23 protein-coding genes are annotated in these 25,196 nt (G+C 67.7%); 14 read left to right on the forward strand and 9 right to left on the reverse strand.

The annotated features are described in order from the left end of the window. Positions 1-24 precede the first annotated feature (24 nt). From A9Z05_RS00665 to A9Z05_RS00675, 3 genes are read right to left on the reverse strand one after another with little or no spacing between them, the layout of a single operon-like run. Positions 25-2,847, reverse strand: a complete 2,823-nt coding sequence (locus A9Z05_RS00665; protein ID WP_069616446.1) for a molybdopterin cofactor-binding domain-containing protein — start codon at positions 2,845-2,847, stop codon at positions 25-27. Beyond that, a complete protein-coding gene (locus A9Z05_RS00670; protein WP_256121803.1) occupies positions 2,828-3,730 on the reverse strand; it encodes a xanthine dehydrogenase family protein subunit M in 903 nt (300 codons plus the stop codon). The genes A9Z05_RS00665 and A9Z05_RS00670 overlap by 20 nt, the downstream gene beginning before the upstream one ends. Beyond that, positions 3,731-4,408, reverse strand: coding sequence for a TetR family transcriptional regulator (locus A9Z05_RS00675; RefSeq protein WP_069616448.1), 678 nt, complete (start codon positions 4,406-4,408; stop codon positions 3,731-3,733). It abuts the gene before it with no gap. A gap of 332 nt (positions 4,409-4,740) precedes the next feature. Between A9Z05_RS00675 and A9Z05_RS00680 the strand changes: the two genes are divergently transcribed. The 3 genes from A9Z05_RS00680 to A9Z05_RS00690 all read left to right on the forward strand — a co-directional run bounded on the left by A9Z05_RS00680 (position 4,741) and on the right by A9Z05_RS00690 (position 7,394). Continuing rightward, positions 4,741-6,123: a sensor histidine kinase gene (locus A9Z05_RS00680; protein WP_069616449.1), complete on the forward strand. Its 1,383-nt coding sequence runs from the start codon at positions 4,741-4,743 to the stop codon at positions 6,121-6,123. Positions 6,124-6,449: 326 nt separating this feature from the next. Beyond that, positions 6,450-6,839: a BON domain-containing protein gene (locus tag A9Z05_RS00685; protein WP_069616450.1), complete on the forward strand. Its 390-nt coding sequence runs from the start codon at positions 6,450-6,452 to the stop codon at positions 6,837-6,839. A gap of 93 nt (positions 6,840-6,932) precedes the next feature. Continuing rightward, positions 6,933-7,394, forward strand: a complete 462-nt coding sequence (locus A9Z05_RS00690) for a DUF3331 domain-containing protein (protein WP_256121804.1) — start codon at positions 6,933-6,935, stop codon at positions 7,392-7,394. A gap of 23 nt (positions 7,395-7,417) precedes the next feature. Here the strand turns inward: A9Z05_RS00690 and A9Z05_RS00695 are convergent, their stop codons facing one another. The 3 genes from A9Z05_RS00695 to A9Z05_RS00705 form a co-directional block, all read right to left on the reverse strand. After that, a complete protein-coding gene (locus A9Z05_RS00695; protein WP_069616452.1) occupies positions 7,418-7,849 on the reverse strand; it encodes a universal stress protein in 432 nt (143 codons plus the stop codon). A gap of 185 nt (positions 7,850-8,034) precedes the next feature. Further along, entirely contained in the window at positions 8,035-8,580 is a 546-nt protein-coding gene (locus A9Z05_RS00700; RefSeq protein WP_069616453.1) for an RNA polymerase sigma factor, read from the reverse strand. 110 nt (positions 8,581-8,690) lie between these two features. Continuing rightward, a complete protein-coding gene (locus tag A9Z05_RS00705; protein WP_069616454.1) occupies positions 8,691-8,921 on the reverse strand; it encodes a DUF4148 domain-containing protein in 231 nt (76 codons plus the stop codon). Positions 8,922-9,475: 554 nt separating this feature from the next. Here A9Z05_RS00705 and A9Z05_RS00710 point away from each other — a divergent pair. The 4 genes from A9Z05_RS00710 to A9Z05_RS00725 all read left to right on the forward strand — a co-directional run bounded on the left by A9Z05_RS00710 (position 9,476) and on the right by A9Z05_RS00725 (position 13,339). Continuing rightward, positions 9,476-10,144 carry a response regulator transcription factor gene (locus A9Z05_RS00710; RefSeq protein ID WP_069616455.1) on the forward strand — a complete coding sequence of 223 codons (669 nt, stop codon included), beginning with the start codon at positions 9,476-9,478 and terminating at the stop codon, positions 10,142-10,144. A gap of 130 nt (positions 10,145-10,274) precedes the next feature. Further along, positions 10,275-10,664, forward strand: coding sequence for a response regulator transcription factor (locus tag A9Z05_RS00715; protein WP_069616456.1), 390 nt, complete (start codon positions 10,275-10,277; stop codon positions 10,662-10,664). A gap of 142 nt (positions 10,665-10,806) precedes the next feature. Then, positions 10,807-11,883 carry a HAMP domain-containing sensor histidine kinase gene (locus A9Z05_RS00720; protein WP_069616457.1) on the forward strand — a complete coding sequence of 359 codons (1,077 nt, stop codon included), beginning with the start codon at positions 10,807-10,809 and terminating at the stop codon, positions 11,881-11,883. Between the two features lie 265 nt (positions 11,884-12,148). Continuing rightward, a complete protein-coding gene (locus tag A9Z05_RS00725) occupies positions 12,149-13,339 on the forward strand; it encodes an MFS transporter (protein WP_089436404.1) in 1,191 nt (396 codons plus the stop codon). 34 nt (positions 13,340-13,373) lie between these two features. Here A9Z05_RS00725 and A9Z05_RS00730 read toward each other — a convergent pair whose 3' ends face one another. After that, positions 13,374-14,639 (reverse strand): condensation domain-containing protein, encoded by a 1,266-nt coding sequence (locus tag A9Z05_RS00730; RefSeq protein WP_069616459.1) that lies wholly within the window; start codon positions 14,637-14,639, stop codon positions 13,374-13,376. A gap of 252 nt (positions 14,640-14,891) precedes the next feature. Here A9Z05_RS00730 and A9Z05_RS00735 point away from each other — a divergent pair, with 252 nt between their 5' ends. From A9Z05_RS00735 to A9Z05_RS00750, 4 genes are all read left to right on the forward strand, one after another. Next, positions 14,892-15,308 (forward strand): organic hydroperoxide resistance protein, encoded by a 417-nt coding sequence (locus A9Z05_RS00735; protein WP_069616460.1) that lies wholly within the window; start codon positions 14,892-14,894, stop codon positions 15,306-15,308. Between the two features lie 216 nt (positions 15,309-15,524). Then, on the forward strand, positions 15,525-16,073 hold the full coding sequence (locus A9Z05_RS00740; RefSeq protein WP_069616461.1) for an RNA polymerase sigma factor: 549 nt from the start codon (positions 15,525-15,527) through the stop codon (positions 16,071-16,073). Between the two features lie 20 nt (positions 16,074-16,093). Next, positions 16,094-16,936 carry an anti-sigma factor gene (locus A9Z05_RS00745; protein ID WP_256121805.1) on the forward strand — a complete coding sequence of 281 codons (843 nt, stop codon included), beginning with the start codon at positions 16,094-16,096 and terminating at the stop codon, positions 16,934-16,936. Between the two features lie 264 nt (positions 16,937-17,200). Next, entirely contained in the window at positions 17,201-18,664 is a 1,464-nt protein-coding gene (locus A9Z05_RS00750) for a catalase (protein ID WP_069616463.1), read from the forward strand. Between the two features lie 164 nt (positions 18,665-18,828). Here the strand turns inward: A9Z05_RS00750 and A9Z05_RS00760 are convergent, their stop codons facing one another. Beyond that, the gene (locus A9Z05_RS00760; protein ID WP_069616465.1) at positions 18,829-19,734 is read right to left on the reverse strand and encodes a ketopantoate reductase family protein; all 906 of its coding nucleotides are present in this window, start codon (positions 19,732-19,734) and stop codon (positions 18,829-18,831) included. Positions 19,735-20,041: 307 nt separating this feature from the next. Here A9Z05_RS00760 and A9Z05_RS00765 point away from each other — a divergent pair, with 307 nt between their 5' ends. The 3 genes from A9Z05_RS00765 to A9Z05_RS00775 all read left to right on the forward strand — a co-directional run bounded on the left by A9Z05_RS00765 (position 20,042) and on the right by A9Z05_RS00775 (position 23,381). After that, entirely contained in the window at positions 20,042-21,334 is a 1,293-nt protein-coding gene (locus A9Z05_RS00765) for an MFS transporter (RefSeq protein ID WP_069616466.1), read from the forward strand. A gap of 257 nt (positions 21,335-21,591) precedes the next feature. Further along, a complete protein-coding gene (locus tag A9Z05_RS00770; protein WP_069616467.1) occupies positions 21,592-22,509 on the forward strand; it encodes a LysR family transcriptional regulator in 918 nt (305 codons plus the stop codon). 122 nt (positions 22,510-22,631) lie between these two features. Then, positions 22,632-23,381 carry an SDR family oxidoreductase gene (locus A9Z05_RS00775; RefSeq protein ID WP_069616468.1) on the forward strand — a complete coding sequence of 250 codons (750 nt, stop codon included), beginning with the start codon at positions 22,632-22,634 and terminating at the stop codon, positions 23,379-23,381. Between the two features lie 67 nt (positions 23,382-23,448). On the opposite strand, the gene A9Z05_RS00780 is transcribed toward A9Z05_RS00775, so the two are convergent. Then, the gene (locus A9Z05_RS00780; RefSeq protein WP_069616469.1) at positions 23,449-25,086 is read right to left on the reverse strand and encodes a glycoside hydrolase family 32 protein; all 1,638 of its coding nucleotides are present in this window, start codon (positions 25,084-25,086) and stop codon (positions 23,449-23,451) included. Positions 25,087-25,196 lie beyond the last annotated feature (110 nt).

Here is a 25,196-nt window from a genome sequence, read left to right on the forward strand (position 1 = left end):
GTTGTTCGCGAAGTAGGAATGGCGCTATCGAAGCGCGGAAGGCCGTTTGCCGGTCGCGAGTGCGCGCCGCACGACGTCCGGCGTGGCCGGCGCTTCGCGGATGCGCACGCCGGTCGCGTGATGGATCGCGTTCAGGATGGCCGCGGCCGTCGGCACGAGTGCCGGCTCGCCGATGCCTTTCGCTCCGTACGGTCCGACGGCGGTCGGCGCCTCGATGAAGATCGACTGCACGTCGGGCATGTCGTGCACGGTCGGAATCACGTAGTCGTGCAGATTGTTGTATCGGCCGGGGTGATACTTCTCCATCAGCGCCATGCCGACGCCTTGCGCGACGGCGCCTTCGACCTGTCCTTCGAGCAGCGTCGGATTGACCATCCTGCCGACGTCGTGCGCGGCCACGACCTTGAGTACCCGCACGCGCCCGCTTTCGCAGTCCACCGCGACCTCCGCCATCTGCGCGCCGAACGCGTAGGTTGCATAAGGCGTGCCTTGCCCCGACGCATCGAGCGACGTGGTCGGCGGATCGAAGCGCTCCTCGGCCGCGATCACGTAGCCGTGCGCATCGACGGGCAGCGTCCGCAGATCGAGCGGATGGCCGTCGACGGCGATGCCGCGCGCATCGGACGAAATCCGCGCATTGGACGCCGCGCCGGCGAACGCGAGCAGCCGGTGGCGCAGCGCCGTGCCGGCAAGGAACGCCGCGCGACCGGTGATGAAGGTCTGTCGCGACGCCGACGTGCGCCCGCAATCCGGCGACAGCGCGGTATCCGGGCCGACGAATCGCAGCCGGTCGACCGGTACGCCCAGCGCGTCGGCCGCGATTTGCGGAATGACCGTGTTCGCGCCCTGGCCGGCATCCACCGCACCCTGGTGCAGCACGATCGTGCCGTCGCGCCGGATGCCGAAGCGGACGGTCGACGGGTTCGGCAATGCGGTGTTGCCGCAGCCGTAAAAGAACGCCGCGACGCCGACGCCATGGCGAATGTGGCCGGGCGACGCCGCATTCAGCGTCGCGATCCGCGCATGCGCGTCACGCCACGCGGGACGCAGCACATCGAGGCATGCGACGAGGCCGACGCTGTCGTCGAGCACTTGCCCGGTCGGCAGCGTATCGCCGGGGCGCAACGCATTCAGCGCGCGGAACGCGAGCGGATCGATGCCGGCCGCGAACGCCAGCTCGTCGATCAGCTGTTCCTGCGACATCGTCGTCTGCGGCACGCCGAAGCCGCGGAAGGCGCCGGCCGGCGTCACGTGCGTATGAATCGCCCGCGTGTGCGCCGCGTAGTGCGGAATCACGTACGGGCCGCCCGCATGCACCGGTACGCGATTCGCGACGGCCGTCCCCCAGGACGCAAACGCGCCGGTGTTGTAGTCGCCTTCGAACGTCACCGCGCGCAGCCGGCCATCGGCATCGGCGGCCATGCTGGACGTCATGCGGCCGGGATGGCGCTTGGTCGACGTGGCCATCGACTCCTCGCGCGAGAACGCCATCGCGACGGGCCGGTCGAGATGCCAGGCCGCGATCGCGAGCAGCGGCTGGACCGTCATGTCGAGCTTGCCGCCGAAGCCGCCGCCGACCGCGGTCGCGACGACGCGCACCTGTTCCGGCGCAACGCCGAGAATGCGCGCGAGGTCGGCGCGATGCGGGTGCGGCGCCTGCGTCGACGAATGGATTTCGATCACGTTGCCCACGCGTCGCGCCCAGCCGGCCTCCGGCTCGAGGTACGCGTGCTCGACGAAACTGGACTGGAACGTTGCGCTGACGACGTGACGGGCATCCTGTATCGCGCGCTCCGGGTCGCCGCGGCGCACGACACCCTCGATCAGCACGTTGCCGGGGCGATCGGCGTGCAACTGCGGACTGTCGTCCAGCACGGCGTCGGCGATCGCGAGAACCGGCGTCAGCGGCGTCCACTGCACCGGAAAGCGGTCGAGGTCGAGCGCCGCGATCGAGGCGCGCTCGCCGACCACCAGCGCGACCGCCTCGAGATGGTGGCGTGTTTCGGCATCCGGAAGGACCGGCTGGTCCGCGTACGGCGTCGCGACGCCGTGCAGGTTCATGCCCGGCACATCGGCGTGGGTGAGAACGCGATGCACGCCCGGATGCGCGTCGACGAAGGCGGCGAGATCGCCGAACGCGAAACGTGCGCGGTGATGCGGGCAACGCACCGCGCGCACGAACAGGCTGTCGGCCGGGTAGTCGTCGGCGCCGAATCGCTGGCTGCCGTCGACTTTTTCGGGGCCGTCGAGACGCGTGAGCGGCACGCCGACGGACGGCCCTTCGGACGGCGCGGGCGTGCGGCACCGCGCGGCGGCGCCGCATCCGACCTCGGTCACCGCGTCGACGATCTTCTGATAGCCGGTGCAGCGACACAGCACGCCGTCGATCGCGGCCCGCGCACCGGCGCGGTCGTTTACCTCGCCGGCGTCGATGGCCGCCGCCGCCGCGGCGAGCATGCCGGGCGTGCAGAAACCGCATTGCACCGCCTGGTGGGCGAGAAATGCCTGCTGCAGGCGGCCGCCGCATCGCGTGCCGCCGGCAAGGCCTTCGACGGTGACGACACGACGCCCCGCGATCTGCCCGACCGGGATCAGGCACGCATAGCGTGCGTCGCCGTCGACGATCACCGTGCAGCTGCCGCAATCGCCCTGACGGCAGCCTTCCTTGGTGCCGAACTGGCGCAAGTCCGCACGCAGATGGTCGACGAGGCGCTGCGAGCGGTCCGCCGGCAGGCGCCGCCGCGTGCCGTTGAGGTCGAACCAGTCCGGTTCCGGCGAAATCGCGGGGCCGTCGCCCGCGATGGTCTCGCGAACGTCGGCAAGCGGGTCAGGCCGGGGATGCGCCACGTGCGTTCTCCTCGATGCAGCATGTGAAAGCGCGCGTGATTGCCAGCCGCGCGAGATGAAGGCGATGCAGTGCGGTCGCCCGGCAGTCGTCGGCCGGAGACAGCTCGTCCAGCGGCGACGTTGCAAGCACGCCGGCCAGTTCGTCACGCCGTCGGCCCGTCAGTGCATTCTCGAGCACCTGCATCCGGCGCGCAACGGCGGAGGCGCCGCCGACGGCAACGGCGGCCGCCTCGATCGCCCCTGCGGCGCCCACGCGCAACTGCGCGGCGGCCGACACCACGGCGATCGCCGCGCCGTCGCGATTCGTGCACTTGATGAACGACGTACGCGCGTGCGCGCGGGGGCGCGCAAACAGCAGCGCCACCAGCAATTCGTCGGCGTCCAGCGCGGTCCGGTGGTTGCCCAGCAGGAATTCGGCCAGCGGCAAGCGGCGCATGCCGCGCACGCTGGCCAGTTCGACGCTCGCATCGAGCGCCAGCAGCGCGGGAATGCCGTCCGCGACGGCGGATGCATGGCACACGTTTCCGCCAATCGTGCCCTGGACGCGGATCTGCCGGGGGCCGATCGAAGCGGCTGCGTCCGTGAGCGCCACGGGGAGCCATGTCGTGCGGGCGATGGTGTCCCACGTGGCGGCCGCACCGATACGGGCGACGCCGTTGTTCAGCTCGATGCCGCGCAGCGCGTCGACGCGGCTGATATCCAGCCATGCCGACCGTGCCGGCACGAGCCCGATATCGGCAAATGCGTCGGTGGCCCCGCACACGATGCGCGGCCGCGGCTGCGCCGCGAGCGCACCGAGCACTTCGTCGAGGGTATGGGCGCGAACGTAGTTCATCTCTGCATCGTCATGGTCACGAGGGGCGACATCGGTGCCGGCACACACTCAATCGCCGATCGGCGGATCCTTGCGGACGACCCGCAGCACGCTGTCGATGACGAACGCCTCCCATCGGCGCACGGCCTCCGGCGCATTCAGTTCCTCGCCGAGGAACGCGGACAACGTATGGCGGTTCGACGTATAAAAATACGCTGCCGAAATGATCAGCAGGAAAACGTCGCGCGCGTTCAGTTCCGTGCGGAACAATCCCTGTTCGGCGCCGCTTTCGAGAATCCTGGCCACGTTCTGCACCGCATGCGACGAATATTCGCCCCGGCGCTCGAGCCTGGCCAAATGCTTGCCCTGGTGCAGGTTCTCGGTGTTGAGCAGCGTGATGAAATCGGGATTGCGCCAATAGTAGTCCAGCTTGAAGCGAATCACGGTCTTGAGCGCTTCCACGGGATTCGACGGATCGGGCGCCATCTTGAGCTCCGCCTCGTCCATCCGCCGATAGATGCCTTCCAGCACCGCGACGAACAGGCCCTCCTTGCTCCCGTAGTAGTAGTAGATCATCCGGTCATAGGACTTCGCCAGCCTGGAGATCCGCTCCACGCTGCCGCCTTCGTAGCCGTAGCGCGCGAAGACCTTGGTCGCCGCGCGCAGGATCTTGTCGCGGGTTTCCTGTGCCGCTGCCTCCCGGACACCGGTTCCGCGCACCGTCTTGGCTTTTGTTGCTTGAGTCATACCGCTCCTATGGCGGCCGGCAACCTCGTCTTGCCGCCTGAAAGAAACCTGGAACAGCGGCATTCCTCGAACTTTCGTACAGGGAACGCTACATGAATTAAGGATTCTACGGAACTCTCGCCGGGTTCGCAACAAATCATAAATAGGTAATTGATTCAATGGTTTGAGGGTGCCGTGATCGACGTATCGGCCCGCATGGAGGAGGCGTGAACCCTATCTTCACATTTTTATTTTGAGAAACTGCTGCTACCATTCGTTTGTGGAGTACTCACTACATGAAATGTTGATTTCAGGTTGGCATAGGCCGATGCCGGCAAGCAGGAGATAGACCCATGAACAACGAACTCGACGATGCCTGCAGCACGCTCGCTGCGCGGACGCCATGGAAATCGCTCGCCGATCCCGGCGGCGCCGAAGTGGGCCCGGCCTTCGACGAACTCATGTCTCGATCGCTGCCGTCGGTCGACATGCACGTGTTGCGCGACGTTTCGCGCGCGATGGCGCACGAGGCTTCGCCCGCGACGCGCGTCGCGACCCTGCTCGAGTCGGCGTTGCGGGGGGCGGGGGCAACGTGGGGCATGATCGCGGTGCTGCGCGACGGCGGCTGGCAGGCAGCGGCCGTCGCGACGGCCGCGAACGGACCGCACACCGAGCGGCGGCCGGTCGACCGGCTGCCCGTGCCGATCATTGCCGCCGCCGTGCACTTGCGCAACGGCCTGGTGCTGCGCGATGCGTGCGCCGCCGACCATTGGCGAACGGACGACTATGTGCGCCGCCGCAAGCCGCGCTCGGTGATCTGCGTGCCGATACGGTGCAACGGTGAACTGATCGGCGCACTGTATCTCGAGCATGGCGACCTGCCGGGCATGTTCACGCCGGCGAAGGCCGCACTCGTCGAGATCATTGCGCCGCATGCAGGATGCGTGCTGGAGAACCTTCGGCTGCGCGACGAGCTGGGCGCGCAGCGCGCACGCCTGGCCGGCGTCGAAGCCGCGATGCGCGAAACGCAGTCCGAAATGGACCGCACCAGTCGGCTGACCGCGTACGGAGAGCTTGCGGCCTCGATCGTGCACGAGGTCGCCCAGCCCGTCACGGCGATCGACACGTCCGCGCGTGCCGGGCTGAAATGGCTCGATCGCGGCGCGCCGAACATCGAAGCCGCCCGCGAGATGCTTGCGCACATCTGTGCGTGCACGGTTCGTGCGCGGACCATCATCGGTGCGCTGCGCGCCCGGGCACGGCGCGCGGCGCCCGTGCTCGCCGTGTTCGACCTCGCCGATGTGCTGCGCGAGGCGGCGGAGATACTCGAAAGCACGCTGGACGCGATGAAGGTGAACTTGCGCGTCGACGGATGTGCGTCCGCGATACCGATGCGCGGCGAACGCGTGCCGCTGCAGCAGGCCATCATCAGCCTGCTGATGAACGGCGCGGAATCGATGATTGGTACACCTGATGGACGGCGTGTCATCGTCCTGACATGCGAAGCCGATCGGAACCTCGTGCGCATTCGGATCGACGACAACGGCGACGGCTTCGATCCGCAGCTGGCGGCGCGCCTGTTCGAACCGCTGTTCACCACCAAGCCGCACGGAATGGGCATGGGGCTGTCCATCTGCAAGTCCATCGTTGAATCACACCACGGTCAGCTGGATCTTGCGCCGCGCGAGCACGGTGGTACGCGCGCCACGGTGACACTGCCGGTTTCTTCCATGTGAGCGGATACGGGCGCGATGTGTCGGGGCGTGAATCGGTGCGGACCGGCGCACGTCGCGGGCAAAGCAGACCGGATGCCTATACGAACGTATGCGGCGACTCATGCCGACGCGTCATGCGGCTAGCTGCAGATGCTATGGAGCACGCCGACGCGTCGCCTTATGCTCGCTTCACCGGTACGCGATTCACGTTGACGACGGCTCGACCGACCCGTCAGCGAGTCGGAATCGCGACGCGGCGCGGACGTGATGCGTGCGCATCGTGACGACGCAGGTCGCCGGAACACATGTGCTTGTCGACCCGATACCAGACACCCAAGGAACCCATCATGAAACTCCGACACATCGTCGCCTCCGGCGGCCTCGCCGTCGCCCTGATCGCCGGCATGAACCTGCGCGCGTTCGCGGACGAACGACCCGATACGGCCGGCGCGGATGCCGCGCTCACGTCGACGCCGGCGGCCGGCACGTCGAAGAAGGCGGTCCGTGCGGCCAATCGCACGTTCTCGCGGTCGGTTCAGAAGGCACTGTCCCATACGAAGGGGCTTGAAGGGAAGCCGATCGTCGTGTTCGGCAACGCGTCGACCGGACGCGTGACGCTGACGGGCCAGGTGGAAAGCGAAGACCTGGATCGTCTGGCGGTCGACGCGGCGCGGAAAGTGCGCGGCGTCACGTCGGTGAACAGCCGGATCACGCTGCGCTCGGAAGGCGGCGCCTGAGCGACCGGCGGACGCACCGCAGGCGGATGGCCCCGCCGTGGCGCTCGCGTGCGTCCGCTTTCACACGACCGACACGACCGGATGGGAGAAACGATGATGGCGACACTGCCCGAAGCGGACATCATGATTCGCACGTTGATCAATGTCCTCGATCCTTCGCTGGAGCAACGCGATGTTTGCCGGCAAGCGCAGCGCACGCGATACAAGTCGCGCCGCTTCGGCCGGCGCCGGTGCGACGACAACGACACGCTCGCGCGTGAAGACTCGCTTTACGCGATCGAGGTGATCGAGTGCCTGTCGTCGTCGATGATCAGCGTTTCATGGAGCGACTCGCGTTCGGGACGGTATACCGAGCAGATCTGGTGCCGCAGCCGCGCACGCGAGCCGGCGGTCTGCGCGTTGACGGGAAGCGCGATCGCGCGGGGGGATCGCGTGTTCCGTCCGCGCTCGAGCGACGTTTGCCTGCCCGCCAACCGGCAACGCATGATTCTCGCGGCAACCATTCAGTCGCGCGCCGGCGTATCGGTGCCCGACGGGATCGAGCCGGACGCGTGATGCGCGCGGTGCGAGCGGCGGCGCTAGGCGGACGGGACCGTCACGACGATCAGCGCCGCACCGCGAAGGCGCTCGGCGAGATCGAAGTGAACCGGGCGCACGCGCCACCAGCGCGCGAACCCGCTGCTGGCGCGATGTCCGACGACGACCATGTCCGGACGGGTGGTCAGCGCGTGGGCGGCGACGGCGTCGGCCGCGCGTCCGAATCGCACGAAGCCGCGCGCGTCGATGCCGTCGTCCGCGAGTGTGACGATCGCGCGCTGAAGTGCGTCGCGCGCGAATTCCTCGAGGCGATGGTGGGCGAGATCGGTGAGCAGGCCGGCTGTCTGCGCGTTCGCGGTCACGGGATCCACGACGGTCACGACGTCGACCGCGGCGGACAGCGCGTGCGAGAGCGCCGCACATCGCGCGAGCGCGGCCTGTGCCTCGTCGGTTTCGTCATAGACGAGTAGCATTCTGGAAAGTGCTGACATATTTCGTGTCGAGTAGTAGGCGCCCGGTCGTATCCCCCGCGGCGGATGCGATTGCCTACACTGAACACGCCACGCACGTCGTTTATTCCGTCGCCGTTCGTGCATTGCCGCGACGCGCCGCAAGCGATGCGCCCCCGCGTCGATTGACCTGCCCGCGGCAACGGGCATCAGCCGCCGGTCGCGGAACCCGTGAAGTTGTGTCGCGACGTGCGCGCCGCGTCGCCGCCGAGCGCGATGCGGATCGCCTTGCGCGCACGCGATATCCGGCTCATGACGGTGCCGATGGGGATGTCGAGCGTGTACGCGGCTTCCCGGTAGCTCAGCCCGTCGACGCTGACGAGCAGCAACGCGATGCGCTGCGGTTCGGGCAACCGTTCGACGACGTCGACGATCTGGCGGACGGCCACGGTGGTCTCCGGCGCTGCGCGCGGATCGGCGACCGTTTCCAGCAGCGCGTCGCTGCACGCGAGCAGCAGGCGGTCGCGACGATTGCGTCGCCGCAGCTCGTTGAGCCAGATCGAATGAACGATCGAGAAGACCCAGCTGACCGGCGCCGTATCGGACCGCAATTGATGAGCCCGCTCGAGCGCGCGAATGCATGCGCGCTGCACGAGCTCGTCCGCGTCGTGTCGATTCCCGGTCAGACGCAGCGCGAACGACCGCAGACGCGGCAGCATGTCGGGAAGCATCGTTGAAAATTCGATTGGCTTCATTGGCAGACGGGCGTGCCCCCTGCATGGGACGAAATGCAGTGACGGCCCGGGCGCTGGCGAGGACGCCGGCGGTGTCCCGCCCGTGCCGGGCCCGATACGAGGGCTGCCGTTCAATGCCCGGAATAGAGTTTCCTCAGCGCGTCGAGCTCGCCGTTCTGTCGCGCCGCCACCAGCTCCTGGCGGACTTCCGAGCGGGTCTTCGCCATCGGTGCGAGCGACGCCCACTGGCTGGCGGCCGGCACGTCGGAATGTCCGGCGACCGTTTCCGCCGGGGACGCCGCGTAGGCCGATGCAGTCAGCGCGAGCGCGGCGAAAGCGAGCGTGATTTTCGAAGTGTTCATGCTGGGCTCCTGAAGAAGGATGGATCGGAACGTATTTGCGTCACCTGATGGCGTCGGGAGCCTGCCTGGGCCCGCGGCGTCGTGTTCGTATCAGGTTCCGCCGTGTGTGTATTGAGCGCCGGGGAGGTATCTCGCATGTGTCCGGCGCGCGGTGTTTTGCAATGTCATGTATCCGCCTCGAAGCCCGATACATTCGGATACCGACGCGTGCGTCGGCGCGGTCGATGTGCAGCGCCGTTTCCGTGCGGACGCCGGTGCACAACCGGCGGTCATGCGCTGTGACGAGGGCGCGCAAGCCGACGAACGGCCGAGCGCGATGCGCACGCGGTTGCATCGGTGAATTGCGACTGGAATAATCGGAGCGTTCGCGTGTTTTCATTGATGCCGGCAGAGCGGGCGATCGTTGGGGCATCGTCCGCATGCGTCGCGGCAACGTGCCCGGCCGCACGATGCGAACGGGGCATCCCGCTTCGGGCGGCGGCCGCACCGCGTGCATCGAGATGCCTTCGCGCCGCCACGCGGCCATCCCAGCAAATTCATCAGCGAATATTTCAATGCCCGAGATCAGAATGCCGAACGTGGCGACTTCATCCGACGATCGGAGCGGCCGTGTCGTCTACGTCGTCGACGATGACGAATTCGTGCGTGCCGCGCTCGTCAGCCTGTTGCGCTCGATCGATCTGGCGGTATGCGCGTTTGCGTCGACCGAAGCGTTTCTCGCGGCGCCGAAGGGGGCAGGGCCGTCTTGCCTCGTGCTCGACGTGCGATTGCGCGGGCAGAGCGGGATCGCGTTCCAGAAGTCGCTGGTCGAGAATGGCGGCCCGCAAATGCCGATCATCTTCATGACCGGGCACGGCGACATCGCGATGACGGTGAAGGCGATGAAGGCCGGCGCGATGGATTTCCTGACGAAGCCATTTCATGATCAGGAAATGATCGATGCGGTGGTCGCGGCGCTCGATCGCGACGCGCAGCGGCTGGAGGCCAGCCAGTCGCTGCGCGATCTGCGCGAATGCTGGGAATCGCTGACGCCGCGGGAGCGGGAGGTGCTGCAACACGTCGCGACGGGCCTGATGAACAAGCAGGTCGCCGGCAACATGGGCATCGCCGAGATCACGGCCAAGATCCATCGCGGCCAGGCGATGCGAAAGATGAAGTGCCGTTCCGTCGCGGAACTGGTGCGCAAGATGACCGCGCTCGGCATCGAATTACCGTCGCGGTAGCGGCGGCGCCGTCGGGAGCAAGCCGACCCATACGTAGATATGGTGGCGGCTCGGCGGCGTGACGGTATGCTGGCGACTTGTGTAGCAGTATGTGGGGCGAGCCTGCTCGTTCCCCTGGCCATAAGCGCGGATGCCTCTTTCACTCTCAGTCACCGATCTCGTAGCGATTGTCGACGACGATCCGTTCGTGCGCGCCGCCGTGAGAAGCTTCGTGCGCGCGCTGGGCGGCGACGCGTGCGAGTTCGCGTCGGCGCCGGCATTCCTCGTGTCCGACCGGGTGGCGCGCACGCGCTGCCTGATCTGCGATATCCAGATGCCCGGGATGGACGGCATCGACGTGCTGTCGCGGATCGAAGCCGCCGGCGCGCGCATTCCGACCATATTCGTCACGGCGTTCGCCACCGTCCGCCAGCGCGAGCGCGAGCGCGTGCGCGCGAGCGCCGCGCTGTGTCTCCTCGAAAAACCGATCGATGCGCGAGAACTCGAAGGGTGGCTCGCCCGCGCGCTCCGGCGCGGCTGAGCGCCTGGCGGTTGCGGTTGCCGCGGCGGCAACCTAAACCTTCGTAGGGGGTGAATGGCCGCTCGTTTGATGGTGCACGCCCCCATGCGCGTGTTTTCATCTGTCCTGTACCGTCCGCCGCGACGGCGACAGGAGAACGAAGATGGAGCACATTCCTACCTTATCGTCAGCGACTGTGTTTGAATCGCGGGCCACGCGCAGCCTGCGCGGCGCCGCCCGCGCAGTGTTCCCGCATCCGCGCGAACTCGTCGTGTGGTCGGTGCGCCTCCTGCTCCTCGCCGGCGTGCCACTGGTCGCGGCCGGCATGTACGACGCACGCGCGCCGCTCGCGACCGCATTGCGCCCGGTGGCAAGCGAGGGTCTGCTGATCGCCGCGGCCGTGGCGATCCTGTTCGCGCTGGTCGCGACCGCGCTGTGGTCGTGGCTGCGGATGCTCAGGCTGGATGCGATCGTGCGCGAGCTTGCCGATGCCATCGACAAGCAAGGTATCGAGGCGCTTCCCGATACGTGGGCCGAACGCGGCGCGCCATCGATCGCGACACTCGCACGCGCGATCAACGGCGCGCACCGTCAGCATGCGGAACGCATGACGGAATTGCTGCACGTGCTGGCCGCCTATGCGCACGACCTGCGCACGCCGCTCACGCGAATGATGTTGCGCAGCGGGATGATGGATGACGGTGCGCTGCGCGACGCGATCGAGCGCGATCTTGCCGAGATGAGCGAACTGGTCGACGCGAGCCTGGCGTGCGCCCGACTTCAATGCAGCGTGCCGGAGCCGCCGCGCCGTGTCGACGCGGACGAAATGCTCGGCGTGCTGGTCGACAGCTATCGCGACGCGGGCCTGACCGTCGATCTCGACGGACGGGTCGGGCATCCTCTCGTGACGTTCCCGCACGCGCTGCGCCGCGTGCTCGTCAACCTGATCGACAATGCGTTGCGTTACGGGGACGACGTCCGTCTGTGTGTGCGCGTCGACGCGCGGCACGTGATGCTGACCGTGCTGGATTCGGGGCCGGGTATCGTGCCGGCGGAGCTCGAGGCGGTGTTCAAACCCTGGTATCGCGCGCCGCAGACGGCGGCGCGCGCGCCGGGATCGGGGCTGGGGCTGGCGATCGCCCGCCGGCTCACGCGGGCGATGCAGGGAGACCTGCAACTGAACAATCGCAGCACCGGCGGCCTCGAGGCGACGGTGATACTGCCGCTCGCGCCCGCATGAACGCATCGCTGGGGGGCGTCCGTTTCCCCGATACATTTCGATACGCCGGCGACACAAGCCGGATACATGGCGGGCGTCCAATCGGGACGGCAGGCGCGGCATTCCTGGACTGCGACGGTCGACTGAAGGACCGGCAGGCCGAGCGGCTCGTCGGTGAGGTCGACACATCGCTGTTCAGGACCGCGGCGCGCTTGTCCCAGGGCGTGAACCCACCCTGGCCGCCGACCCCAGATCCGGCCGGAATTTCGAAACGACAGGAGGCACGATGGCCGATCCCCACACAATGTCTGCGCGCGGCGCATCGTTCGTGCTGCTGGGCGCGCTGTTGACGGCATGCGGATACGGTGCGACGTTCCTGTTGTCGATGCATTTTCGTTCGGCGGGCGGAGGCGACGTCGATACCGGCGTCGCGCTGGTCGAAGCCATGGTCGGCGCGTTGATCGGCGTGCCGCTGGTCGCATGGCTTGCCCATTCGATCGGCACCGCACGTACCGCTGCGCTGGCCGCGCTCGTCGTCGGCGCGGGCGTCGTGGGTTTTGCGCTGATCGACCGCGCCGGCTCACTGAGCGTCGTGCCCGGATTGCTGGTCGGCGTCGGCTGGGGCGCGTTCTACCTCGCGGCGCCGATGATGCTTGCCGAGCGCACCACGGATACCGAACGCGAGCGCTGGTTCCTGCGGTTCGGGTCGTTTCAGATGGCGGGCGTCGGCGGCGGCCCGGCCGTCGCGTCGCTCGCGATACGCAACTGGCACTGGACGACGGGGACGGTGTTCTGCACCGTCGGCGGATTGTGCGCGATGGCCGCCGTCATGCTGGAATGCTTCGGCCGGCTGTCGCCGGCGTCGCTGCCCGCCGCGCGGCCGGTGCGGCAACGATGGGGCCGGGAGATGATGGCGATTGCCCGCACGCACGCGATCTATCCGATCGCCATCATCGCGCTCGGCTCGAGCGTCTTCTCGGGGCTGATGACGTTCCAGATGTCGATGGCGCAGGAAACCGGCGTGAAGGCCGGAACGTTCTTCGGGCTGTATTCGGCCACGGTGGTCGTCATCCGCTGGCTGCTCAGCGCGCTCGTGATCCGGATGCGCGTCGATGCGACCACGCAGATCCTGCTCGGCTTCATGATCCTGAGCGTCGCGGTGACGTTCGCCGTGCCGCACCATGCGCTCCTTCATTCGGCCAGCGCCGTGCTGCTCGGTACGGGCTACGGCCTCATCTATCCGATCGTCCAGGCGCAGGCCGTCAACAGCGCCGCTGCGCGGCATCGGCGCGCGGTGCTCACGTGGTTCGTCGCATCGTACTTTGTCGGCGTGTTCGGATTCCCGGCGCTCGGCAGCCTGGTGCTGGTCACCCTGGGCAGGACGATGCTGCTGACGCTCATCGCCGCATGCGGGCTGGCGGCGTTGCTGCTGTCCGTCGTCGAGCACCGCAAGCGGGTGTCGCTCGCGGTGTTCTGAAATCGGCGCAACCGGCGCGGCGCCGCGCCGGCCTTCAGCCGGCGGCGTCCTCGAGAATCGTGCGGACTTCGCCGAGCAGTCCCGGGATGGCGCGATGGCTCGTATGCGCGAGCCGCAGGACGCCGTCGATCGTGCAGGCGCCGATGACCTGATCGTCGGCGAATCCTGATGTCACGAACGGACCCCACAGCGCGTCGAGCGATACGCCGTCGTACGCGGCTGCGATGGGTTGATTGCCGAGGTTTGACAGCAGGACGTCGAAGGCCAGCACGTTCGACAGGAAGCCCGCCGCGTGCTCGACGCTCGGTCGGGCCGCCATCGCGGTATCCAGCGCCTTCAGCTCCGCCGCGACGCTCGCACGCGTTTGCGACGGCGCGAGGTCCTGCTTGATCGTGCGGGCGGCTGCCCACAAGTCGACCCCGCGCGGGTGATCGTCGATCGTGACGGTCTGGGTGATGTACACGCCGTTCGCGACGCCCGCTTCGCTGGCGAGCGCGCGTACGTCGATCGGCGTGACGGTTCTCAACGCGCGCGCGGCCCAGTCGCTCGACAGGCGCCGGCCCGCTTCATGAACGGCTGCGGCAATCGCGCCATGCACGGTCGTGCGCGCTTGCCGGGCGCGCGCGGCGAGGCGGCGCGTGGCTTCGGCTGAAAGCGCGACGGCGTCGATGTGCGGCAGCGCCGCCGTGTCCGGACGGAACGCCTTCGGCTCCGGTGCCGGAAGCGGCGCGGGCAGGGTGGCCGCGTCGTTCAGGTCGGCCTCGAGCAGCGTCTCGAGCGACTGCACGAGCGGCAGCGGCGTCACGGGCTCGCCCGTCAGCGTGCGCAGCAGTTCGTCGATCAGATACGCGGCGCCCATGCCGTCGAGGACGGAGTGATGCGCGACCAGAATCAGCGTCGACGTCGATTCGCGCTGCAACAGCGTTGCGCGCACCAGCGGCGCTGTCGTCCAGTCGAAGCGCGTCGCGATTTCGCGGGCCGTTTCGGTCTGCCACGACGTCGCGTGGTGCTCGATCACGCGTAACGGCACCTCGGCGCCGGGTACCGAATGGAACGCCGAATTGTGCTGCGCGTCGGCGGCGATACGGGTCGACAGCAGCGGATGCCTGCGCTGGAGCGCCTGAAAGGCGGCGTGCCATGCACCCGGCGCAAACCGCCGGTCGATCTCCGCGACCATCGCGAAATGCGTCGGCCGATTCCGGTCCAGCAACCAGAACAGATGTTCCGTGCTGCCAAGTGCCCGCACGCGTGTTTGCGCGGTCGCCGGACGATCGTCGAGTTCCTGCTGCTGGTTCTGCACCGTTTCACTCCCGAAGGGTTGTCTGCCTCAACAGAACACCGGAGGACGCAGGGCTATTCCCGCTTCGTTTCGGCAATGGTTGTGGCCGGCGTGGCGGATTCGTTTCTCAATGTGTACGCATCGCGAATGGATACATGACGTTGCAATAGCCCGGCGTCGGGACACATGACCGATACGTGGCCGCGCTCTAATGCATCCCGACGACGGAATACGTTCTCCATTCATTCACCCCCATCCAGCACGGTACCGATCATGAGCCAGCAAACCAAAGTTCTGTACACCGGCAAGACTCGCACCACCGGCGGGCGCGACGGCGCTGCCCGCAGTGCCGACGGCCGCCTTCACGTGAAGCTCTCCGGGCCCGGCTCGGCCGCGCCCGGCACGAATCCCGAGCAATTGCTGGCCGCGGGCTGGTCGGCATGCTTCATCGGTGCGATGGGGCTGGCCGCGCAACGGCTGAAGGTTGCGCTGCCGCGCGATACGCACGTCGATGCGGAAATCGATCTCGCCATGGCCGACGGCGCGTACTTCCTGCAGGCCCGGCTGAACGTCAGCGTGCCGGGCGTCGACGCGGACGTCGCGCAGGCGCTCGTCGATGCCGCGCACCAGACGTGCCCGTATTCGAAGGCGACACGCGGCAACGTCGACGTGGTCGTCACGGTGATCTGACGCGCATCGCGCGCCACGCCGCCGACGTACGGCCGGCGCCCCGTGATCCGGCCTGTCGGGCGACACGCGACCGCGGATGGAATATCTGCGCCGTCCAGCTGTTTACGTGGGCTGTAGGGGTGTTGCCCGTTCAATTTCGCCTAAACCCATGGATACACATCAGATACGGCCGTTTGTCCGCGTCGGCCGGCTTGCACGTTGCGGAGATCGACGTCGATGACCGCGGCCGAACTGTCCGCCATGCTGCCCGCGATGCTTCCGCGCCTCTGGACGTTCGCGCTGCGCCTCTCCGGCGATCGGCACGACGCGGAGGATCTCGTGCAGTGCGCGTGCGTGCGTGCACTCGAACGCGCGCATCAGTTGCGGCCCGGAACGGCACCGCTCAGCTGGATGTTCTCGATCGTGCAGTCCACCTGGCTCAACGAGCTTCGCGCGCGCAGCGTGCGCCGGCGCTCGGGCATGGACTGGGACGACGACCTGCTCGAAACCATCTCCGATCCCGCCGCACCGACACTGGAGCAGCAGGCGCTGGATGCGCAGATCGTCAGGGCCGTGCAGCAGCTGCCCGAAGCGCAGCGCGCGGTGATGTTGCTGGTCAGCGTGGAAGGACTCAGTTATAGCGAAGCGGCGGACGTGCTCGGCGTGCCCATCGGTACGATCATGAGCCGGCTGTCGCGTGCTCGCCAGGCGATCGGTGCGCTGTTCGCCGATCGACACGAACGACCCGTGAAAAGCGCGGCGAACAGTGAGGATCAGGGGGCTTGAAAATGGACGACGTCCTGCTCATGGCATACGTGGACGGAGCGCTCACGTCGCACCAGCGCGAGGAAGTCGACCGGGCGATCCGAATGTCGGCCGAGATCGCGACGCGGGTGGCCTTGCTCGAAGCATCGGTGTTGCCCTATCAGCGTGCGTTTCAGCGTCACCCCTGGCTGCCGGTGCCGCAGAGTCTGATCCGGACGGTCGCCGACATCGCGCACGCGCATGCGCCGCCGTCGGCGCTGCCGGTCGGCGGCGGCGATCGTCGGCAGATATCGGGTCCGTCGCAGCCCGGTGTACGCGGGCGGCAGTCCACGCCGGTTCGCTTGCGCGTTCGCATGATGGCGCCGTGGCTCGCGGTCGCATTCGTCGCCGGCGCGTTCTGCAGCGCCGCCGTACTGCGCTTCGCGCCGCCACCCGCAACGGTGGCCGCGCAGGCGCGGATGTCGCCGTGGATCATGGCGGCCGTCAATTATCAGCGGCTCTATACGCGCGACACCGTTGCGTCCGATTCGGCGAACGTCGCGGCCGCCGCGCAGACGATCGACACGATTCGCCGGGACGACGGACGGGGGATACGGATTCCGGACCTGCGCTCGGCCGGGCTGACGTTCAAGCGCATCCAGCGCCTGAGCTTCAATCGCAAACCGCTGGTGCAGATCGTCTATCTGCCCGCCCAAGGCGCGCCCGTCGCGCTATGCGTGATGAAGGACGAGCGGCCCGATACCGTGCCCGACCGTCAGCAGGTCGGCAACATGGACGTCATGACGTGGCGGCGCTCGGGAATCGCGTATGCGCTGATCGCCGCTCCCGGCGATGCGGACCTCGGCGCGCTCGGCGACCGGATCGTCGATAGCGAACGATCGTGAGGGCAAGCGGCGACGCCGTCGAAACGATCCGGCAACACAGCGTCGTGCCGCAGCGGTCCTGCTCGACGTGCGTGGTACAGCCGGCTGTCGACGTAACCCGGTACAAAGCGATACAAACCGGACAAACGCCGGATACGTTGTCCATTTCCAATCTGTCCGTGGACGGCCTGACGGATGGCCGCCTGCACGACGCGCGTTCCCCGCACCGACGGCGGACCGCGCGACCCATGAACTGAAATCACATACCGTTGGGGGAACCAGGACATGTCAGAGCATTCGATTCCGCGCGAAATTGCCCATGCGAACGGCGCGCCGGTCAGCAACAACGTCAACATCCAGACGGCCGGTGCGCGCGGTCCGGCGTTGCTGCAGGACGTCTGGTTGATCGAAAAGCTCGCGCACTTCGATCGCGAGGTGATCCCGGAGCGCCGCATGCATGCGAAGGGCGCCGGCGCATACGGGACCTTCACCGTGACGCACGACATTTCGCGGTACACGAAGGCGAAGCTCTTTTCCGAAATCGGCAAGCAGACCCCGATGTTCGTGCGCTTCTCGACGGTCGCCGGCGAGCGCGGCGCGGCCGATGCGGAGCGTGACATCCGCGGCTTCGCGCTGAAGTTCTATACCGAGGAAGGGAACTGGGATCTGGTCGGCAACAATACGCCGGTGTTCTTCTTTCGCGATCCATTGCGCTTTCCCGATCTCAATCATGCCGTCAAGCGAGACCCGCGCACCGGCATGCGCAGCGCGGAAAACAACTGGGATTTCTGGTCGCTGCTGCCCGAGGCGCTGCATCAGGTGACGATCGTCATGAGCGAGCGCGGCATTCCGCGATCGTTCCGGCACATGCACGGCTTCGGCAGCCATACGTACAGCATGATCAATGCGGAGAACGAGCGGACCTGGGTGAAGTTCCATTACCGCTCGCAGCAGGGCATCGAGAACCTGACCGACGCGCAGGCGCAAGCGCTGATCGCCCGGGACCGCGAAACCCATCAGCGCGACCTGTTCGACAGCATCGAGGCCGGCAATTTTCCGCGCTGGACGTTGTACATCCAGGTGATGACCGACGCGCAGGCGAAAGCGTTTCGGTTCAACCCGTTCGATCTCACGAAGGTATGGCCGAAGGCCGAGTTTCCGCTGATCGAAGTCGGCGAATTCGAGCTCAACCGCAATCCCGACAATTTCTTCGCCGAGACGGAGCAGGCCGCGTTTTCGCCGGCGAACGTCGTGCCGGGCATCGGTTACTCGCCGGACCGGATGTTGCAGGCACGCCTGTTTTCCTACGGCGATGCGCAGCGATATCGGCTCGGCGTCAACTTCGCGCAGATCCCGGTGAACGCGCCGAAGTGCCCGTTCCACAGTTATCACCGCGATGGTGCGATGCGCACCGACGGCAATCTCGGCGCGGCGCCGTCGTACTGGCCCAACAGCAAGGGCGCGTGGTCGGACCGGCCGCAGCTCGACGAACCGCCGCTCGAGTTGAACGGCGCGGCCGCGCATTGGGATCATCGCGTCGACGATGATCATTATCAGCAGCCGGGCGACCTGTTCCGGCTGATGGATGCGCGGCAACGCCAGTGCCTGTTCGATACCACCGCACGGCAGCTTGCCGGCGTGTCGGCGGATATCCGGCAGCGCCACATCGACAACTGCTCGCGGGCCGACCCGGCCTATGGCGCGGGGATCACCGCGGCGCTCGCGCGACTGGCCGGCGAACGCGAATAGCGGCTGGTATCGGCGACGCGCGACGGCCGCCGCCGGCCGCGCGGCATCGCGGCCGGCGGGCCGGTTCGACGCCCGACGTCACGTCGCCGGCGGCGCGGCCGCAGGCTGGCCGGCGCCGCTCGACGCGCCGTGACGGTCGGCGCGGCACACGCGAACGCCGTCCGTCACGAACGCGCCGCCGTCTTCGCTTCCAGCATCTTCACGAGCAGATGGAGCGTCCGATTGACCGGCGTGTCGATGCCTGCCGCGCGCCCGCGCCGAACGACCGCGCCGTTCAGGTGATCGATCTCGCCGGGTCTGCCGCGCGCCAGATCCTGCGCCGTCGACGAATACTGGCCGGGCGGAATCGTCGCTTCGATTTGCTCGACGATCGCGGCCGGCCGGTCGGCGAAATGGACGCCTTCGGCCGCCGCGACGGCGATGCACTCGGCGACGGCGGCACGCATCGTTTCGCGCAACGCATCGCGATGCGACATCTCGCCCAGGGGCAACTGCACGATGGCGGAAATCGCGTTGTACGCGCAATTGAGGATGAACTTGTGCCAGAGGGCCGCGCGCACGTCGTCGGCGATCCGGGTCGGAATGGCCGCTGCCCGCAGCACCTGCGCCAGCCGTTCGCTGGACGGCGACGCTTCGATCGCGAGATCGCCGCGGCCATGATGCAGCAGATGCCCCGGGCCCGCCATCTCGCTCGCGACATAGACGGCCGCGCAAATGACCGGGCCGGCGATCTCCGCGCGCAGCACGGCTGCGTTGTCGACGCCATTCTGCAGACTGACCACGATCGCTTGCGGCGCCAGCACGCGGCTCAACGTGCGCGCGGCTTGCGCGGTATCGCCGGACTTCACGCACACGAACACCACGTCGGCCGATGCCGCGGCGTCGATATCGGTCGACGCGTCGGCCGGCACGCGCCTGTCGAACGTGCGCGTCTGGACGCGCAGACCCTGGTCGCGAATCGCGTCGACGTGCAACGGACGACCAATGAAAACCACATCGTGGCCGTGCAGCGCCAGCATGCCGCCGAAGTAGCAGCCGACCGCGCCGGCGCCCAGAACCGCAAAACGCATGATTGCTCCAAGGAGAAGGCGTGAACGTGTCACGCATGGGCGAGGCGCGCGCAAGCGGCAGGCTCGTGCGCCCTCCATTCCCATGGAACACGCGACGGCGGCCGTTTATTCCCGGCGTCGCACCGGATTCGCGACACGGCGTCCGACATTGCTCGGCCTGCAGGCCAACGGAGGTTGCCGAGCGCGGCCTGGAACAGGCGCCGCGGAAAATCGACGCGCAATGGAATGACGTGCGGCGCCCGGGTGTTGTCAATCAGTAGCGCGTCATCGGGTTGGCGCGCGGTTCCTGATCCCGGACCTCTTCCAGATGAACTTTCCAGACTCGCTTCAGATTCCGGCTGTATCCCATCGCCCGCTGACCGGCCGCGATCACCGGACGCTCGTGCTCGCCGCGCTCGGTGGCGCGCTCGAATTTTACGATTTCGTGATTTACGTGTTTTTCGCCGCGGTCATCGGCCAATTGTTCTTTCCGCCATCGATTCCCGACTGGCTGCGCCAGTTGCAGACGTTCGGCATTTTCGCGGCCGGTTATCTCGCGCGCCCGCTCGGCGGCGTGGTGCTCGCGCATTTCGGCGATCTGGTGGGCCGCAAGCGCATGTTCACGTTGAGCGTGATGATGATGGCGCTGCCGACGTTGGCGATGGGGCTGCTGCCGACCTATGAGTCCATCGGCATTGCCGCGCCCGTGCTGCTGCTCCTGTGCCGGCTGTTGCAGGGGGCGGCGGTAGGCGGCGAGGTGCCGGGCGCGTGGGTGTTCGTGTCCGAACATGTGCCGCCGCGCCATGTCGGCTATGCGTGCGGCCTGCTGACCGGCGGCCTGACGCTCGGCATCCTGCTTGGCTCGCTGATCGCGTCGACGATCAATCGTCATTATTCGCCGGCGGAGATCGGCGCCTATGCGTGGCGATTGCCTTTCCTCGTCGGCGGCCTGTTCGGGATAGTGTCCGCGTTGCTGCGACGCTGGCTCGACGAGACGCCCGTATTCATCGAAATGAAGCGGAGCCGGTCGCTGACCCGCGAAGTGCCGCTGAAGGCCGTGCTGCGCGATCACGGTCGGGCCGTGCTGGTATCGATGATCCTCACGTGGACGCTCACCGCCGCGATCGTCGTCGTGATCCTGATGACGCCGACCCTCGTCGCCAGGCAATTTCACATCGCGCCCGCGCTTGCGCTGCAGGCCAATTCGGCCGCGACGTTCTGCCTGACGATCGGATGCATCGTCGCCGGTTCGATCGCGGGACGGTTCGGTACCGGCCGCACGATCTTCGTCGGCTGCCTGATGCTCGACGCATCGTACTGGCTGATGGCGTCGCAACTCGCCGTCGATCCGGCGTTGCTGTTGCCGCTTTATGCGCTATGCGGTTTCTGCGTCGGGGCGGTCGCGGCGATTCCGGTCGCGATGGTCCACGCATTTCCGCCAGCCGTGCGCTTTTCCGGTATCTCGTTCTCGTACAACGTCGCCTATGCGGTGTTCGGCGGTCTCACGCCGGTATTCGTCTCGGTACTGCTGAAATCGCATCCGCACGCGCCGGAACTGTACGTGGGCGTGCTGTGCATCGCGGGCGCGCTGACGGGCATCATGCTGCGGCCTGCACGGTAAGCGGCGCGCTGGGGCAATGCGGACACGGAGATCCGGCGGCGGCGACCGCGCGGCTGCGTGATCGCGCACATGATGCGGATCGCGACGCGCATTGCAGTGGTCGCCTCGAGATTCAGGTGAATTCGCGTCGATCAGCATACCGGGAGTCGTCTGCGCAGCGGGCGATCGCGCCGGCCGACCGCAGCCGCGATCGCCGGATTGGACCGCGGCGCGCCAGTGCCTTACGATCCACGACATCCTCACCGTGGAGCGACCTCATGCTGTCCGAAGACGAACTGGCGCTGCTCGACGCGATCCGCGTCACCGGCAGCCTGTCGCGTGCCGCCGCGCGGCTGGGCAAGGCGCCGTCGACTGTGTCGCACGCGGCGCGCCAGCTTGAAACGCGCTTCGACGCGCTGCTGTTCGACCGCCGTGGGTACCGGCTGCAGCTCACGCCGGCCGGGCAATTGCTGGCCGACGAGGCGGCGCGGCTGGCGCTCGACGTCGCCCGGCTGACGCAGCGCGTGCGGCAGGTCGCGAGCGGCTGGGAGGACCGGCTGTGGATCGTCAGCGACGAGGTGCTGGAGTTCGATACGCTGCTGCCGGTCATCCGCGCGTTCGATGCGCTCGATTCGGGCGTGTCGCTGCGCTTCACGCACGAGGTGCTCGGCGGGACCTGGGAAGCGTTGCGCGACGGCCGCGCGGATCTCGTCGTTGGCGCGACCAACGAGCCGCCGGCGATTCCGGGCCTCAAGTGGTTCGAACTCGGCGCGATGGAGTGGGTGTTCGCGGTGTCGCCGCGCCATCCGCTGGCGTCCGCGAGCGGCGTGCTGACGCGCGACGCGATCGGTGCGCATCGATCGGTCGTCGTCGCCGATTCGTCGCGGCGCGCGGCCGGCCGCGCGTATGGGCTGCTTGGCGGGCAGGCGGTGCTCGCGGTGCCGTCGATGCGCGCGAAGATCCTCGCGCAGCGCGATGCGCTCGGCGTCGGCTGGGTGCCGCGCCGGCGGGTGACGTCGCTGCTCGCGCGCGGCGAACTGGTCGAGAAGCAGACGGCCGATCCGCGCGAGCCGAATCTGCTGTACGTCGCGTGGCACGACGACCGCGACGGTCGCGCGCTGCAATGGTGGCTGGAGCAATTGCGCGAGCCGCGGCTCGCGCAGCGGCTGCTCGACGGGATCGACGTGGTCGGCTGAATGCGCTGCCGCCAACATGTTCGATGTTTTCGAACATGTTCGTCGCACCGGTCGTACGGCAACGCCGCGCGGCGCGCGCATCCTGTGTTCACGGTCAACTCACCGGTTCACAGGAGAACATCATGCAACGCTTCGAAGAAAAGACGGTCCTCGTCACGGGCGGCAACAGCGGCATCGGCCTGGCGGCCGCCAAGGCATTCGCGGCCGAAGGTGCGCGGGTCATCATCACAGGGCGCGACGCCGGCACGCTGGAAGCTGCCCGCCAAACGCTCGGCGAAGGGGCGCTGGCGATTCGCAACGAAGCCGGCAGCGTCGCGTCGGCCCGCGCGCTGGCCGACGCGCTCGCCGCCGCCGGCGTGCGGCTCGACGCCGTGTTCGTCAACGCGGGCGTCGCGAAACTCGCGCCGTTCGCCGACAGCGACGAAGCGATGTGGGATCTCGTGTTCAACACCAACGTGAAGGGCGCGTATTTCCAGATCCAGTCGCTGGTGCCGCTGCTGAACCGCGGCGCATCGATCGTGATCAACGGCTCGATCAACGCGCATGTCGGGATGCCCGGCTCGTCGGTGTACGCGGCGAGCAAGGCGGCCGTCAATTCGTTCGCGAAGACGCTGTCGACGGAACTGCTGCCGCACGGCGTGCGCGTGAACGTGGTGAGCCCCGGGCCCGTGCAGACGCCGCTGTACGGCAAGCTGGGGCTCGATGCGGCGGCGCTCGACGCGACGGCCGACAAGATCAGGGGCCTCGTGCCGATCGGCCGGTTCGGCACGCCGGACGAAATCGCGTCGACGGTGCTGCACCTGAGTGCGCCGGAATCCGCGTTCATCGTCGGCGCGGAAATCATCGCGTCGGGCGGGATGGGGTTGCTCTGAGGGGCGAGGCGGGCGGCGACCGTAGCCGGCCGATGCGGTGCTGGGCGAGCGGCACCGTCACCTGCACCTATCGGGACGCACAGGCGCCACGCGTATCGTCGCCGGTTCCCAGTTGCGTCACCGTCAACCCCGAAAACGTCGCGCGGCCCTGTTCGGCAAACACGGCCACGCGATCCGCATCGAGCGGCGGAAAGACCAGGTCCGTCAGCGCGACGCGGCCGCCGTTCGCGAACACTTCGACCGAGCCGCGATCGACGACGATTTCGAGTCGCAGTTGTCCGTGTTCGAGCGGCAGATCGACGATGTGCTCGCGGCTGAACGTGCCGGCGAAATTCGCTTCGCCGGATCGCGAGCGGTCGAGCGTCAGCGTGCGCTTCGCGGTGTCGTACACGATCCGGGTGCCGACCGACCCGTCGGCCGAGCGCCGCACGATCAGCCCCGCGCGCGCGGCACGCTGCGGCGAGAGCGTCACCGTGATGCGCTGGACGACGCCGCGTGTGGCGGCCGACAGCGGTCGGGTAGCGGAGTCGACCGTGACGTCGCCTTCATGTACGGCCGGCCGGCCGTCGGCCCATGTGTCGAACGCGGCGGCGGGCGCGACGACGAGGGTCGGCTCGCCGTCGATCGCCCTCAGCGACAGTTCGCGCGGCAGCGTGGTCGCGCCGCGCCACGGGGTGGTCGGCACTTTTGCCGCGTAATCCCAGTTGCTCATCCACGCGATCGCGACCGGCCGGGCGCCCGGTGCGCCGGAGAACGTGCCGGCCGCGTAGAAGTCGGCGCCGTGATCGACCCAGCGGAATTGCGCGGGATCGGAGCCGGCGGGCGCGACGCGGTCGGGCGTGAACGTGCGGCCGTCGAAATCGCCGACGAAATACATGGCCCCGGAACCCCCCGCGATCGACCACGGATTCACGTTGACGATCATGACCCACTTGATTCGCTTCGGATCGCCGTCGAGCGGCAGCGGTATGAGGTCCGGCATTTCCCACAGCGCGCCCGCATGCGGCACGTCCGGCAGCGTGAAATCGCTGAGGAACGACCAGTGGATCAGGTCGTCGGAACGATAGAGCTTCACGACGTGCGCATCGGCGACGACCGTCGTCATCAACCAGTAGCCGCCCGCCGCATACCACGACACTTTCGGGTCGCGAAATTCCTTCGATTCCGGATCGAGCGTCAGCACCGGGTTGTGCGCATACGGCTGCCAGGTCGTGCCCTGGTCGAGGCTGTACGCGAGCGACTGCGCCTGTATGCCCGGTGCGTGGCCCGAGCCGGGCTTGTAGACGCTCGTATAGAGCGCGACGAGCGGCGTGTGGCCCGGTGTGCCGAGGCCGGACGTGTTCAGCGTATCGGCGACGATCGAGCCGGAGAAGATTTCCTCGGTGGCGTTCGCGCGCATCGCGACCGGCTGCTCGCGCCAGTGGACGAGGTCGGTGCTGGTCGCGTGGCCCCACGACATGTTGCCCCAGTCGTTGCCGAGCGGGTTGTACTGATAGAACAGGTGATAGCGGCCGTTCGCGTAGACGAGCCCGTTCGGGTCGTTCATCCAGTTGCGCTGCGGCGTGTAGTGGAGGGCGGGCCGCCATTGCGGCGTGCCGTTGTCGGCCTGCGTGTGGCAGGGCGCGGCGATGGCCTGCGTGCAGGCCATGCAGACGAGCAGCAGCCGGACGATGCGGACGGAAAAGCGGAAAGACGTCGATTTCATGCGGTGCCGGAGGCGCTTCGTCGGACGAAGCGGGAAAGGAGGGCGCAGGCCGCCTGCAACGACGGCATGCGCAACGGTCAAAAGAAAGTCGAAGGGAAAAAGCGGAGGCG

It is taken from the genome of Burkholderia sp. A2 (assembly GCF_001729305.1).
GTDB classification, from domain to species: Bacteria; Pseudomonadota; Gammaproteobacteria; order Burkholderiales; family Burkholderiaceae; genus Burkholderia; species Burkholderia sola.

Excerpts from the sequence above, each read along its gene's own strand:
- A9Z05_RS00775 (WP_069616468.1), top strand. The coding sequence starts at position 22,632 with ATGCAACGCTTCGAAGAAAAGACGGTCCTCGTCACGGGCGGCAACAGC.
- A9Z05_RS00725 (WP_089436404.1), top strand. The coding sequence starts at position 12,149 with ATGGCCGATCCCCACACAATGTCTGCGCGCGGCGCATCGTTCGTGCTG.
- A9Z05_RS00715 (WP_069616456.1), top strand. The coding sequence starts at position 10,275 with ATGCCTCTTTCACTCTCAGTCACCGATCTCGTAGCGATTGTCGACGAC.
- A9Z05_RS00720 (WP_069616457.1), top strand. The coding sequence starts at position 10,807 with ATGGAGCACATTCCTACCTTATCGTCAGCGACTGTGTTTGAATCGCGG.
- A9Z05_RS00780 (WP_069616469.1), bottom strand. The coding sequence starts at position 25,086 with ATGAAATCGACGTCTTTCCGCTTTTCCGTCCGCATCGTCCGGCTGCTG.
- A9Z05_RS00760 (WP_069616465.1), bottom strand. The coding sequence starts at position 19,734 with ATGCGTTTTGCGGTTCTGGGCGCCGGCGCGGTCGGCTGCTACTTCGGC.
- A9Z05_RS00735 (WP_069616460.1), top strand. The coding sequence starts at position 14,892 with ATGAGCCAGCAAACCAAAGTTCTGTACACCGGCAAGACTCGCACCACC.
- A9Z05_RS00690 (WP_256121804.1), top strand. The coding sequence starts at position 6,933 with ATGATGGCGACACTGCCCGAAGCGGACATCATGATTCGCACGTTGATC.
- A9Z05_RS00685 (WP_069616450.1), top strand. The coding sequence starts at position 6,450 with ATGAAACTCCGACACATCGTCGCCTCCGGCGGCCTCGCCGTCGCCCTG.
- A9Z05_RS00695 (WP_069616452.1), bottom strand. The coding sequence starts at position 7,849 with ATGCTACTCGTCTATGACGAAACCGACGAGGCACAGGCCGCGCTCGCG.
- A9Z05_RS00675 (WP_069616448.1), bottom strand. The coding sequence starts at position 4,408 with ATGACTCAAGCAACAAAAGCCAAGACGGTGCGCGGAACCGGTGTCCGG.
- A9Z05_RS00700 (WP_069616453.1), bottom strand. The coding sequence starts at position 8,580 with ATGAAGCCAATCGAATTTTCAACGATGCTTCCCGACATGCTGCCGCGT.
- A9Z05_RS00680 (WP_069616449.1), top strand. The coding sequence starts at position 4,741 with ATGAACAACGAACTCGACGATGCCTGCAGCACGCTCGCTGCGCGGACG.
- A9Z05_RS00710 (WP_069616455.1), top strand. The coding sequence starts at position 9,476 with ATGCCCGAGATCAGAATGCCGAACGTGGCGACTTCATCCGACGATCGG.
- A9Z05_RS00750 (WP_069616463.1), top strand. The coding sequence starts at position 17,201 with ATGTCAGAGCATTCGATTCCGCGCGAAATTGCCCATGCGAACGGCGCG.
- A9Z05_RS00770 (WP_069616467.1), top strand. The coding sequence starts at position 21,592 with ATGCTGTCCGAAGACGAACTGGCGCTGCTCGACGCGATCCGCGTCACC.
- A9Z05_RS00745 (WP_256121805.1), top strand. The coding sequence starts at position 16,094 with ATGGCATACGTGGACGGAGCGCTCACGTCGCACCAGCGCGAGGAAGTC.
- A9Z05_RS00765 (WP_069616466.1), top strand. The coding sequence starts at position 20,042 with ATGAACTTTCCAGACTCGCTTCAGATTCCGGCTGTATCCCATCGCCCG.
- A9Z05_RS00705 (WP_069616454.1), bottom strand. The coding sequence starts at position 8,921 with ATGAACACTTCGAAAATCACGCTCGCTTTCGCCGCGCTCGCGCTGACT.
- A9Z05_RS00740 (WP_069616461.1), top strand. The coding sequence starts at position 15,525 with ATGACCGCGGCCGAACTGTCCGCCATGCTGCCCGCGATGCTTCCGCGC.